The organism is Micromonospora thermarum, from assembly GCF_012034245.1.
In the GTDB taxonomy this organism is placed as follows: Bacteria; Actinomycetota; Actinomycetes; order Mycobacteriales; family Micromonosporaceae; genus Micromonospora; species Micromonospora thermarum.
This window is the reverse complement of record NZ_JAATEO010000036.1, coordinates 42,087-52,771: the sequence shown is the minus strand read 5'-3', so window position 1 is coordinate 52,771 and position 10,685 is coordinate 42,087. Positions and strand designations below refer to the sequence as shown.

Annotated in this window: 14 protein-coding genes and 1 pseudogene; 7 read left to right on the top strand and 8 right to left on the bottom strand. The window is 69.4% G+C overall.

What is annotated here, in order from left to right; all coding sequences use genetic code 11:
- Positions 1-166 precede the first annotated feature (166 nt).
- The 4 genes from HCJ94_RS25375 to HCJ94_RS25360 form a co-directional block, all read right to left on the bottom strand.
- On the bottom strand, positions 167-406 hold the full coding sequence (locus tag HCJ94_RS25375; RefSeq protein ID WP_168003557.1) for a hypothetical protein: 240 nt from the start codon (positions 404-406) through the stop codon (positions 167-169).
- A gap of 247 nt (positions 407-653) precedes the next feature.
- Positions 654-929, bottom strand: coding sequence for a hypothetical protein (locus HCJ94_RS25370; protein WP_018792982.1), 276 nt, complete (start codon positions 927-929; stop codon positions 654-656).
- Positions 926-1,228 (bottom strand): hypothetical protein, encoded by a 303-nt coding sequence (locus tag HCJ94_RS25365; RefSeq protein WP_168003556.1) that lies wholly within the window; start codon positions 1,226-1,228, stop codon positions 926-928. Before HCJ94_RS25365 ends, HCJ94_RS25370 begins: the two co-directional genes overlap by 4 nt.
- On the bottom strand, positions 1,225-1,425 hold the full coding sequence (locus HCJ94_RS25360; protein WP_168003555.1) for a hypothetical protein: 201 nt from the start codon (positions 1,423-1,425) through the stop codon (positions 1,225-1,227). Before HCJ94_RS25360 ends, HCJ94_RS25365 begins: the two co-directional genes overlap by 4 nt.
- A gap of 280 nt (positions 1,426-1,705) precedes the next feature.
- Here HCJ94_RS25360 and HCJ94_RS25355 point away from each other — a divergent pair, with 280 nt between their 5' ends.
- Complete coding sequence (locus HCJ94_RS25355; protein ID WP_168003554.1) at positions 1,706-3,364, top strand: NsdA family TPR-like regulatory protein; 1,659 nt, start codon at positions 1,706-1,708, stop codon at positions 3,362-3,364.
- Here the strand turns inward: HCJ94_RS25355 and HCJ94_RS25350 are convergent.
- Together HCJ94_RS25350 and HCJ94_RS25345 are read right to left on the bottom strand one after the other, a co-directional pair.
- Positions 3,347-3,913: a GNAT family N-acetyltransferase gene (locus HCJ94_RS25350; RefSeq protein ID WP_309227427.1), complete on the bottom strand. Its 567-nt coding sequence runs from the start codon at positions 3,911-3,913 to the stop codon at positions 3,347-3,349. The genes HCJ94_RS25355 and HCJ94_RS25350 overlap by 18 nt on opposite strands.
- 310 nt (positions 3,914-4,223) lie before the next feature.
- Positions 4,224-4,544 carry an NUDIX domain-containing protein gene (locus HCJ94_RS25345; RefSeq protein WP_168003552.1) on the bottom strand — a complete coding sequence of 107 codons (321 nt, stop codon included), beginning with the start codon at positions 4,542-4,544 and terminating at the stop codon, positions 4,224-4,226.
- 353 nt (positions 4,545-4,897) lie between these two features.
- On the opposite strand from HCJ94_RS25345, the gene HCJ94_RS25340 reads away from it, so the two are divergent.
- The 4 genes from HCJ94_RS25340 (at position 4,898) to HCJ94_RS25325 (ending at position 6,958) form a co-directional block, all read left to right on the top strand.
- Positions 4,898-5,140 (top strand): flavin reductase, encoded by a 243-nt coding sequence (locus HCJ94_RS25340; RefSeq protein WP_205801895.1) that lies wholly within the window; start codon positions 4,898-4,900, stop codon positions 5,138-5,140.
- A gap of 145 nt (positions 5,141-5,285) precedes the next feature.
- Positions 5,286-5,525, top strand: coding sequence for a DUF397 domain-containing protein (locus HCJ94_RS25335; RefSeq protein WP_168003550.1), 240 nt, complete (start codon positions 5,286-5,288; stop codon positions 5,523-5,525).
- A gap of 56 nt (positions 5,526-5,581) precedes the next feature.
- Positions 5,582-6,031 carry a hypothetical protein gene (locus HCJ94_RS25330; RefSeq protein ID WP_168003549.1) on the top strand — a complete coding sequence of 150 codons (450 nt, stop codon included), beginning with the start codon at positions 5,582-5,584 and terminating at the stop codon, positions 6,029-6,031.
- 21 nt (positions 6,032-6,052) lie between these two features.
- Positions 6,053-6,958, top strand: coding sequence for a JmjC domain-containing protein (locus HCJ94_RS25325; RefSeq protein ID WP_240944508.1), 906 nt, complete (start codon positions 6,053-6,055; stop codon positions 6,956-6,958).
- 151 nt (positions 6,959-7,109) lie between these two features.
- On the opposite strand, the pseudogene HCJ94_RS31570 reads toward HCJ94_RS25325, so the two are convergent.
- Both HCJ94_RS31570 and HCJ94_RS25320 read right to left on the bottom strand, forming a co-directional pair.
- Positions 7,110-7,478, bottom strand: a pseudogene (locus HCJ94_RS31570) (VOC family protein); the annotation flags it as partial.
- Between the two features lie 114 nt (positions 7,479-7,592).
- Positions 7,593-8,171, bottom strand: coding sequence for a DsbA family protein (locus HCJ94_RS25320; RefSeq protein ID WP_168003548.1), 579 nt, complete (start codon positions 8,169-8,171; stop codon positions 7,593-7,595).
- Between the two features lie 234 nt (positions 8,172-8,405).
- Here HCJ94_RS25320 and HCJ94_RS25315 point away from each other — a divergent pair, with 234 nt between their 5' ends.
- Positions 8,406-9,692 carry an ABC transporter substrate-binding protein gene (locus HCJ94_RS25315; RefSeq protein ID WP_168003547.1) on the top strand — a complete coding sequence of 429 codons (1,287 nt, stop codon included), beginning with the start codon at positions 8,406-8,408 and terminating at the stop codon, positions 9,690-9,692.
- Entirely contained in the window at positions 9,689-10,684 is a 996-nt protein-coding gene (locus tag HCJ94_RS25310; protein WP_168003546.1) for a carbohydrate ABC transporter permease, read from the top strand. The genes HCJ94_RS25315 and HCJ94_RS25310 overlap by 4 nt, the downstream gene beginning before the upstream one ends.
- The last annotated feature ends 1 nt before the right edge of the window (position 10,685 follow it).

Below are 10,685 nucleotides of genomic sequence, written 5' to 3'. Positions count from 1 at the left end.
GGCCGGGAGGTCTTCGGCCATGTGGCTCCACGTGATCGCGTATCAGGCGGTGGTCGACGTGTGCGTGCATGGGGTTCTCCGTTCTGTGCTCTCGGTGGGCGCGTCGTGCCGGGCCGCCTGGTGCGGCGCGGCGAGCCTGTGGTGTGCGTCCGGCTCTGATCGGCCCCTATCGGGGCGTGGCAGGTCTCCATTGGGCGTCGTGGTCGGGGTCGGTGTAGGGCAGGTCGATGAGTCGCTGTCGTGGGCTGGTGTTGCCGAAGACCTGCCACACGTCCTCGGCGGGAGTCTTGCCGGTGTGGGTGAGGTAGTCAGCGGCGGTGGTGGCGATGATCGCGGGAGGCCGCCGCTGGTAGGCGGTGGACAGCCGGTCGTGCCAGTGCTGCTCGCGCAGCACTGAGGGCAGCATGAACAGGACCGGCCAGGCCCAGGAGCGGCCAACCGCCGTGCCTGCGCCCCATCATCGGAGACGGGCGCGGCTACAGCGGCAGGCATGTCCACGGCGTCGCGTTCGCTCACAACCTCCGGCCTGCCACCCCACCCAGACCACGGATAGCAGCCCGCCCAAACGAGCACCCCTTCAGGGGTTACCAGTCAGCCCACCCCGCCGGGCCTGTACGGGCCTGCCGAGCTGGCTGTGTCGGCGGTCGAGCCAGTCACTCCGCCTGGCCGAAGGCATCGAACGTCGAAGCGCCGGGCCCGGCGAAGTCGGCACGCGTCCCGATCAGCTCCATCGGGCGGCGGCGGGGAAGCTGCCGCGCGTGGCCGAACAGCACCGCGTGGGCGGTGTCCCGCTGGGGGCACGGCTCCAACTCCCCGCACGCCAGGCACCGGCCACCGACGTCGGAGCGAAGATGCTGGTCGATCACCTGGCGCGCGGCCTCCGGCCCTGCTAGCGCCTGCGCCGCAAACGTCGCCCGTACTCCGCTCACGACTCGGCCCTGCCGGTCTCACGCGAGCGCTGCCATCCGCTCGTGATCTGCTCGACCGTCGTGCGGCCTTCATCGTTGAGCCGCCACGTCAGACTCCGCCGGCGTGGCAGCACGTCGACCAACCGGTCCCCGAGAAGCAGGTAAACGGTCGTGCGGACCGCTTCCACCGACACATCCGGCACCTGCTCGGCCAACTGACTGACCCGCCACCCCCGCCCCGGCGCCGCTAGCAGCGCCCGGTAGATCCGCTCACGGGGCTCGCTGTACACGGCAAGAACTGGCGCGTGCAGCGCTTTCACGACCGGCCGCCCGCCGCCTTGTTACCGGTCACCTTCAGCGCCCACCGGGCCTGCGTGCACGGGAACCGAGCCAACGTGCACGTGAACTCCAAGCACCCGGCGCACAGTCCGTCCGGCGCGGCGCGGTGTATCAGCAGGATCCGCCTCGCATCGGCTTCGTCCGTGCCGGGCTTGTCCGTCTCGATCATGACGACCATGGACCCGTCCTCACCTCCAAGGTTTCGATCTGCTCAGCGCCCTATCCCGCAAGTGCGGTGCACCCAGCCGGACGGAGGCGTCGTCACGTCCGGCCAGGGCGGTCCGCCGGTTTGCCTGCGGATAGTGGCAGGGCCGGTGTTGCGCATCCACGATCATCTACACATCGCACCGGTGGCTACCCGGCGTTATCGGGAGATGCCGGGGCGTCGTTTCCCGTGTCACGGGGAAGTTCCGTGGTCCGGGTTGGATGCGTACCGTTTGGCAGGTAAGCGTCGATGCGTGTCGCTGATCGTGGGGGGTGGGATGGCGGAGGGACGGTCGGAGAGCATGCGCCGGCAGCAGGCACGCTTGGCTGCCGAGTTGCGTTCGGCGGGCAAGACCTGGGTTGAGGCGGCCGAGGTCTTCCAGACGCGGTTCCGGCTCAATCCTCGTGTGGCGTTTCGGTCGGTGCGGGGATGGAGCCAGGCGCAGGCAGCCGAGGAGTGGAACCGCCGCTGGCCGGACGAGCCCAAGACCTTCAAGTCCTTCTCGTACTGGGAGATCTGGCCGGGCAAGGGCGGATACTCGCCGTCACACGACAACCTCGTGCGGCTTGCCGAGATCTACGAATGCAGCGTGGCCGATCTGCTGGCCGACCTGCCGAGCTTCCGTCACCTTGACTCGGCGGCCGGGGCGACTTTGGCAGTGCCTCGGGGTACGACCAGCACCGTTGCGGGTGAAATCATGGTGCCGAGCGAGGCGGAGACCCTGCTTCGCGACCTGCTCGGCCGGCGCCCCGGTGCGGAGGCGAGTGCTCCGTCACAAGCGAACGCCACCGGCCTGTACCGCCTGCCCGAGGAGGTCGACTTCGGAGAATTGGCGCAGGTCATCGTCATGTGGATGCAACGGACACCGCACTCCCCGGCCCGCAGGGACATGCTGGGCAAACTGGCTGCCGCGCTGGCTGCCGCCATGGCAGCGCCGCTGACGGAGCTGGCGGGCTTGGCGGAACCAGCCAGCGCCGCCCCGGCGCAGGATCTCGGCAGGTTCGACCCGGCCACGCTGGCGCACTGCGAGGCCATGATGCCCAACCTTCGCAAGCAGGGCGACGTGCTCGGCGCGAGCACGGCGCTGCCCAGCGCGTTGGCCTACCGACGTGTCGCCGAACAGCAAGCCAAGGCCGCCCCCAACGGCACGCAGCGCGACCGCGCGGTGGCCGCATACGCCGAGCTGACCCAGCTGACCGGCTGGCTGTGCTTCAACATGGGCGATTACGGCTCGGCGCAACGGTTCTACGACGATGCGCGGGCCGCCGCGCACGAGGCGCGCGCCGTGGAGCTGGTGACCTACATCCTGTGCACGATGAGCCACCTGGCCACGTGGCAGGGGAAGCCTCGCGTCGGTATCGACCATGCTGTCGCCGCCGCTGCATGGGCCGAGCAGAGCGGCAGCCCGTATGCTCGCGCCTACGCCGCCGACGTGGCCGTGCGGGCGCTGACGGCGGACGGCCAAGCGGATCGGTCGAGAGACGCCCTCGACCGGGAGTACGCCGCTCTGCAAGCGGCGCTGACCGGCCAAGGCCCGCGCCAGTCGTGGTGGTACTTCTACGACGAGTCGTTCTTCTGGAGCACCAGCGCACAGAACGCGTTGAAGTTCCGCGGTGCCGACCAGGTGCTCGCGGCGGCCGACAAGGCACTGAGGCTCAGCGACCAGGGCAACCTGCACGAACGGTCGTTCCGGCTGCTGTTTCGTGCGGAGGCGTTCGCCCGGCAGCAGAACCTCGGCCTGGCCTGCCAGACCATCACCGAGGTCGTGGAGCTGACCTCAGTGAACTCGACGCGCCGCATCGAGCAGCGGGTGCAGGAGCTGCGCCGCAGCCTCGACCCGTGGAAGCGGACGCGGGCGGTGCGGGCACTCGATCAGGCGATCCGTGCCTACCGGTCAACTCCGGTCGGCTAGCGGAAGCGGGCGCACGAACATGGCGTACTCGCGGTAGTAGGCGCCGGGCCGTCCGGGGATGGTGCCCACACGCTGCCAGCCCCACCCCGCATAGAGTGCGTGGGTGGCGGTCGCGGCCGGGTTGGCCGTCAGCGTGGCACGTTCCTCGCGACGGCCGCCGAGGAACGTGTCGTGCAAGCCCCGCCCGATTCCCTTGCCCTGCCACCCTTTGCGTACCTCGATCTCAGCCAGGACCACGGTTCGCTCACCACCACGCTCGTCGGTGAACCCCGGCTCCGGAGCCGGGTCGAGCCCGGCGAACCAGTCGCGCTCCTGCCGCAGGCTGTAGCCGAAGACGAACCCGACCAACTCGTCACCGACCCGAGCCGTGACCAACTCGAAGTTGCGGGCACCCAGCGCACCGGTGGCCCGGTCGCGGAAAGCGTCGGCCTTGACGTTGGTGTCCTCACCGGGAACTTCGCCGTAGGCGTCGGCGTAGACCTCGCACAACTGATCCATCAAGGCGGCGGCCGCATCGGCGTTGAGGCGCGAGTAAGTCACGTCGGTCACGCCAAGCACCATACGTGCGTACGGCTGACCGCCATTCCCCGTGGCGCAGGGAAATACCCTCAGTAGGCACCTTCCGGTACGAAACCCGCCGATCAGCGGGCTACAGTCCGCTGTCATCAACGTAGGGATGATCAAAACGTCCAGCTCGGGCGTCGATGCAATCGCCGTAGCACATGGCGGGCTGCCGGCGGAGCTGCGCCTCGGCGGCGTTGCTACAACATGGCGGCAGTAGCCAGACGGCGGAAGTGCCGAGGATACGAAGTCGAGCAGGACAGGTGCGGCGTTGTCGGCTGCGGCGTTGTCGGCAAGGTCAAGCTCGGGGAGCTTGCCTGCGGGTATGAAATCCATGGAGCGCCTTTCGCCTACACGATGTCATCTGGGTTGGCGTTTGTGGCGGCGCAGTACACGTAAGCGGTGAGCCTTCGGTCGGCCGGTGATACCCGACCAGAAGAGGGGCTAGCTCGCCGTCGATGGATAGGCCGGTCTCTTCGTGCAGCTCGCGGCGGGCGGCATCTTGTGGTGCTTCGCCGGAGTTGACAAGTCCACCGGGTATGCCCCAGCGGTTCGCGTTGGTCGGCGGGTGGTCGTCCCGTAGCTGCAACAGCACGGAGCCGTCTGACCATACGAGCATGATCCTGCTGCCTGCATTCCTCGATCTTCCGTGTGGCACGGGGAGATCGGTGCCAGAGCAGTTCCTGAACGCGCCGGGTGTCCGGTCAGGGCCGGCTTAGACAACCGTGGGTGTGGTGCGGTGCCGCTGTGTCGTCGCTATCGAAGTCGGGTGTGGGAGCCCCTTGGCCGCACCGTTGCCATCTGACCCGCCTCGGGCCAAAGGAGCAAGCCATGCGCCATGACAGGCCCGCGACTCTGTTCGCGGGCACGCCTCGACCACGGCCGGGCCGGCAGGCTGACGCCGGCCCAGGAGTTCCGGGCGAACGGAGGGCGCCGACCGTGACGGTCCGCCGGGTGATTCCCCATGAACCGATGCGTCCGCTCTGGCGGTGCCGGGGGTGCGGCGCGGAATGGCCCTGCCAACCCGCCCGGCTGTCCCTGCTCGTGGAGTACCGGGGTAACCGACCTGGCCTGATGGTCTACCTCTCCCAGCAGATGGCCGAGGCGCGTGACCAGCTCAGCCAGCTCAACCCGAGCAACCCGGTCGACCTGACCGACCGCTTCCTGAAATTCACTGAACGCAGCGGGTCAGCCGGTGAGTCGAGGCCCACCTGAAACACCCAACCGGCAGGCTCGCACCCCGAGGCGCCCGGCCTGATCGCCTCCCGTGGAAAGCAGACGACCAGGCCGGGGTGAAGGTGCACCACCGGCGCGGGGACCGAATCCCCGCACAGCAGTACCCCTGAGAGGAGATCGTCTCATGGATCAAGGCCAGGATGACCTGTACGCGGTCGACGCCTCCGGCGTGAACCTGCGGAAGCTCTGCGGAGGCGGCATCACGAACACGATGGAGAGCTGCGTCGCCGCCGCCATCCTGCCGGGCAACCCCGACGCCGTCATCATCGGCGACTCGAAGCTGGGCGCCGACTCACCGTCGCTGCGGTTCACCCGCAAGGAGCTGGACAACTTCTTCGCCGCGTACCAGGCCGGCGAAATCTGATCGGCCCGGGCTGGCCGCGCGCTGCCGCGCGGCCAGCCCTCCATTCAGGGGGAGCAATGACGACTGGGCATCACTGGCACGGCTACGGTCCGTGGACGGGCCCGCACCAATTCTTCGGGCGGGAGCACGACCACGAACGGCGGCCCGGCCGGAATCCCGGCGACCCGGAGACGGCTGCGTTCATCCGCGCGACGTCGCCGCCGCTGGAAACCGGCCACTACCTGCTGCGCCGCGACCAGACGAAGCGGCAGCTGACCTGGACCGACGTGCAGGGCGCGCTGGACTGGTTGGCCGCCACGTACGCCCAGCAGCCGCCCGACCCAACGCTCGACTACCTGGACAAGGCGGCACGCCTGGAGCACACACGCACCGAGCTTGAAGGCGGAGCCGACTCCATCTGGCACTACACCGTGAGCCTGAGCGCCAACAGGGTCGCCGTGTTCGCGGTGATCTGCTGCCCGCACCGCCATCACACTCGGACGCCATGCCCCCTCCCGCCGAACTGACCTTCGACACTGGGAGATCCCATGTCCCTCGAAATGCTCCTCGGATGCGACGGCGCCGCCGCCGTCCTCAAGGAGTGGCCCGAACGCCCCTACACACTGACCCTGCCGGACAACAGCCCGATTGGCCGGACGATCACCGCCCAGACGATTCGGGGGTTCCTCGCCGCCGGCTGCGCGCCGAGCGATTACGTCAACGTCTTCCACAAGGGTGAAGGGTTACACCCGGCCAGATTCACCGCCGATGACCGAGTGGTGCCGGCCTCCGTGCAGCTCCTACTCGACCAGGGCTGCACGATCCAGCTACGGGAGCTGAACCGCTGGCACCCCCCGTTGAGCGCCATCTGCGCGGGCATCCAGTCGGAGACCGGCTGCACGGGATACGTCACGGCGTTCATCACGCCGGGCGGCACCCAGGGGCTTGATTATCACTGGGACCAGTACCTTGGGATCGTCGTGCAACTGGAGGGGTCGAAGACCTGGGAGCTGTTCGAGCCCGTGGTCGCGTCGCCGTACCGTGACCATGCGATGTCGACGAGCCTCTGGCAGGACGAGTGGGTCAAGCAGTGGCAGGAGTCCGGCCCGGACCAGACGGTCGAGCTGACCGCCGGGGATGTCCTCGTACTGCCGAGGGGCTGGGTGCACAATCCGCACTCGCGCAAGTCCGCCGGGGCCAGCGTGCACCTGACCTTCGTGTTGAAGGAGCGCGTGCCGCTGTGGATCGCCGAGCGGCTGATCGGGAGTGCGATCAACGATTCCCGCTTCCGTGCCGTCATCCCGCCATCAGGGCTTGATCCCGCGAAGATGCCAGAAACCATCGAGGGCGTGCGGTCGCTGATACTCGACTACCTCGCCGGGCTGGACGTCGATGAGATGTCGGGGGCGCTGCGGCGCACCGCTCAGCAGGAAACGAGTCACGCCACGCTGTGACCACCGCGCGGCCCCGGATACCTCCCGCGAGGGACCGGGGCCGCCCTTCTGCCTGCTCAAGTGCGGGTGCAGTTCGGGCGACCAAATGGCGCGACGAACTCGGCGCGATTCTCCCGTCGCCATGCGAATATCGGCGTGCAACCGGTTGGGCCGCCGCAGGGATGGGTGAATCGGTTGTTGGTTCGTCAGGTTTCCCCTCCGGCACCGGGTCGAACACCCAGTACTCCCACGGGAAACCGGCCGCACCGACGATGGACGCGTACCCCTTCTCGGTCTCGACGGTGCCACCGACGACGCCGGCCCACCACCTGGCCTGGGCTGCCGGGTCGGCCGTGTCGACCACCAGCTCGAACGGGCCGGGCCGGCTGTCCTCCCGCGCCGCGAACGCGCAGAACAGGTTGCCCTCCGGGTCCGCGAGCACCCACCAGTCGATCTCCGCGTCGAGCACCCGCCCCCAGAACCCGCCCAGCCTCCCGGGGTCGGCCGCATCCAGGCACAGATCCTTGAACCGCGCGATCATGCGCGCATGAACTCCCACCTCGCCCCACCCCGCACGCCCCGGCCCCGCCGCCCGCGTCGCTCGCCGTCCGGCCCGCCGCCGGGCAACTTCCCTTGACGTTGTGAGGATCTCTGGTCAGTGGCGGCCGCGCTTCAGTTCGTGGAAGGTCGGCAGGCGCATCAGCGGGACGGTGCAGTCCCAGATGGTCAGGGCGTCGTCGGTGCCGGGCACCTCGGTGAGGATCGGCCCGTGCAGGCCGCGGTCGGCGCCGGGCACCATCAGCACCGGCGAGCCGATGTCCGGGCCCGCCGACGCGTACGCGAGCGCGTGCGACTCGCGTACCGGCTCGTCCCACCGCTCGTCGTCGAGGGCCGGCGCCGCCGCGCCGAGCCCGGCCGCCTCGACGGCCGCGTCCACGACCTTCGGGCCCGGCGGGTTGCCGGCGTCGTGCGTGCGCGCGCCCCACTCGGCGTAGAAGCGGCCCACGTCGTCGTGCCGCCCCTCGGCGCGTAGCGCCTCCACCAGGCGCAGCGCCCGGCTCGCGGCGGTCATCGCGTCGGCGTACTGCGGCGGGATCCTGCCGTCGTTGAGGATGGCCAGGCTGAACGCCCGCCACTCGATGCGCAGGTTGCGGGCGTCGGCGACGGTCACCAGCCAGCGGGACGTACGCCAGGTCCAGGGGCAGGCGGGGTCGAAGAAGAAGGTGACGTCCATCGGGCGAGCGTAAGGGCGTCCGCCGCGACCCGCAGGCTGGTGATGTGCGCCACATCGGGACGGACCGTGGCGCTCCGGTTGCCGTCAGGTTTCGGAACTTCGCAGGTCGGGCAGTGTTGGGGCCACGAAACGCCCGGGGCGCGACGCACTGTCTGGTCGGCGCCCCGTCCGTCTCGCCGTGCGCCGGGGCACGGAGCCTTCCCCCGGCTTTGGCCGAGAAGGAGGGGAGGGGTGATGAGCGACTCTGACCAGGCCCGACGGCGGCGTGGACCCCGCGCCCGCGCGGTCGCCGCCGCCGCGGCGCTGGCGATGGCGGCGCCCATGGCCGCCTGCGGGACCGGTGGAGACGGTGGTACGCCCACGATCAACCTGTACTACCCGCCGGAGCAGAACCTGCAGAAGGTCGTCGACGACTGCAACGCGCAGGCGCAGGGGCGGTACAAGATCGTCTACCGGGTGCTGCCCCGGCAGGCCGACGAGCAGCGGGTGCAGATGGTGCGCCGGCTCGCCGCCGAGGACACCGGCATGGACGTCCTCGGCCTCGACGTCACCTGGACCCAGGAGTTCGCCAGCGCGGACTGGATCCTCGAGTGGACCGGCGAGAACAGGGCCGAGGCCGAGCGGGGCACCCTGGAGGGCCCGCTGGAGACCGCCCGGTACGAGGACCGGCTCTACGCGGCGCCGAAGAACACCAACGTGCAGCTGCTCTGGTACCGCAAGGACCTGGTGCCGGAACCGCCGACGACGTGGGACCAGATGATCTCGCTGGCCCAGCAGCTGAAGGAGCAGGGCAAGCCGTACCAGGTGCTGACCATGGGCGCGCAGTACGAGGGCCTGGTCGTCCTCTACAACACCCTGGCCGAGAGCGCCGGCGGGCGGATCCTCAACGAGGACGGCACCGAGGCGGTGATGGACGAGGGGACGGTGCGAGCCCTCGACCAGCTCCGGCGCTTCGCCACGTCGGGCGTGGCGTCGCCGTCGTTCAGCAACGCCACGGAGGACCCGGTCCGGCTGGAGTTCCAGTCCGGCAACGGCGCCTTCCAGGTGAACTGGCCGTTCGTCTACCCGGCGATGCAGGAGGCGAACCCGGACCTCGCGAAGCAGGTGGGCTGGGCGCGGATCCCGGGCGTCGACGAGGGCACCCCGAGCAAGGTCACGATCGGCGGGGTGAACATGGCCGTCAGCGCGTACTCGGAGCACCCGGAGGAGTCCTTCGAGGCCGCGAAGTGCATCCGTAACGAGAAGAACCAGAAGTTCTCCGCGATCAACGACGGTGTGCCGCCGACCATCGAGGGCGTCTACGACGACCCGGAGATGACCGAGGCGTACCCGATGAAGGACACGATCCTCGAGGAGCTGAAGGACCCGGCGGTGCGTCCGCTGACGCCGGCGTACCAGAGCATCTCCACGGTGACCTCGGCGATCCTCTCGCCGCCGTCGGCGATCCGGCCGGAGCAGACCGCGAACGAGCTGCGCGACGCCATCGCGGACGCGCTGGAGTCGAAGGGGGTGCTGCCGTGAGCATCAATGCCACACCGGCGGGCGCGGACGTGACCACCGAGGAGACCGCCGCCCGTACCGGGCGGCACGCGGCCGTGCCCGCGCAGCGGGCCAGCCGCCGCAGGGCCCCGCTGAGCGAGAACAAGCGCGCCGAGCGGCGGCTCGGCTGGCTGCTCTGCGCGCCGGCCGCGCTGGTCATGCTGCTGGTGACGGCGTACCCGATCCTCTACTCGGTCTGGCTGTCGATGCAGCGCTTCGACCTGCGCTTTCCGGACCAGCGCGAGTTCATCGGGCTGGAGAACTACGTGACCGTGCTGACCAACGAGTTCTGGTGGACGGCGTTCGGCGTGACCATGCTGATCACCGTCGTCACGGTCGCCGTCGAGCTGGTCCTCGGCATGGGGCTGGCGCTGGTCATGCACCGGACGCTGGTCGGCCGGGGGATCGTCCGGACCGCGGCGCTGATCCCGTACGGGATCGTCACGGTCGTCGCCGCCTTCTCCTGGCGGTACGCGTGGACGCCCGGCACCGGCTACCTGGCGAACCTCTTCGACGGCAGCGCACCGCTCACCGAGCGGGCCAGCTCGCTGGCGATCATCATGCTCGCCGAGATCTGGAAGACCACGCCGTTCATGGCGCTGCTGCTGATGGCCGGCCTGGCCCTGGTGCCGGACGACCTGCTGAAGGCGGCCTCCACCGACGGGGCGACGGCCTGGCAGCGCTTCACCAAGGTGATGCTGCCGGTCATGAAGCCGGCGATCCTGGTCGCCCTGCTGTTCCGCACGCTGGACGCGTTCCGGGTCTTCGACAACATCTACATCCTCACGTCGGGGGCGAACGAGACGTCGTCGGTGTCGATGATCGCCTACAACAACCTGATCCGGGGCCTGAACCTCGGCATCGGGTCCACGATGTCGGTGCTGATCTTCATCACCGTGGCGATCATCGCCTTCGTCTTCGTGAAGCTGTTCGGTACCGCTGCCCCCGGCAGCGACGACGGGGAGAGGCGCTGAC

Bases quoted from the DNA above. Each gene is read 5' to 3' on its own strand.
- HCJ94_RS25375 (WP_168003557.1), bottom strand. From the start codon at position 406: ATGCTGCCCTCAGTGCTGCGCGAGCAGCACTGGCACGACCGGCTGTCC.
- HCJ94_RS25360 (WP_168003555.1), bottom strand. From the start codon at position 1,425: ATGGTCGTCATGATCGAGACGGACAAGCCCGGCACGGACGAAGCCGAT.
- HCJ94_RS25345 (WP_168003552.1), bottom strand. From the start codon at position 4,544: ATGCTCGTATGGTCAGACGGCTCCGTGCTGTTGCAGCTACGGGACGAC.
- HCJ94_RS25340 (WP_205801895.1), top strand. From the start codon at position 4,898: ATGCGTCCGCTCTGGCGGTGCCGGGGGTGCGGCGCGGAATGGCCCTGC.
- HCJ94_RS25335 (WP_168003550.1), top strand. From the start codon at position 5,286: ATGGATCAAGGCCAGGATGACCTGTACGCGGTCGACGCCTCCGGCGTG.
- HCJ94_RS25330 (WP_168003549.1), top strand. From the start codon at position 5,582: ATGACGACTGGGCATCACTGGCACGGCTACGGTCCGTGGACGGGCCCG.
- HCJ94_RS25325 (WP_240944508.1), top strand. From the start codon at position 6,053: ATGTCCCTCGAAATGCTCCTCGGATGCGACGGCGCCGCCGCCGTCCTC.
- HCJ94_RS25320 (WP_168003548.1), bottom strand. From the start codon at position 8,171: ATGGACGTCACCTTCTTCTTCGACCCCGCCTGCCCCTGGACCTGGCGT.
- HCJ94_RS25315 (WP_168003547.1), top strand. From the start codon at position 8,406: ATGAGCGACTCTGACCAGGCCCGACGGCGGCGTGGACCCCGCGCCCGC.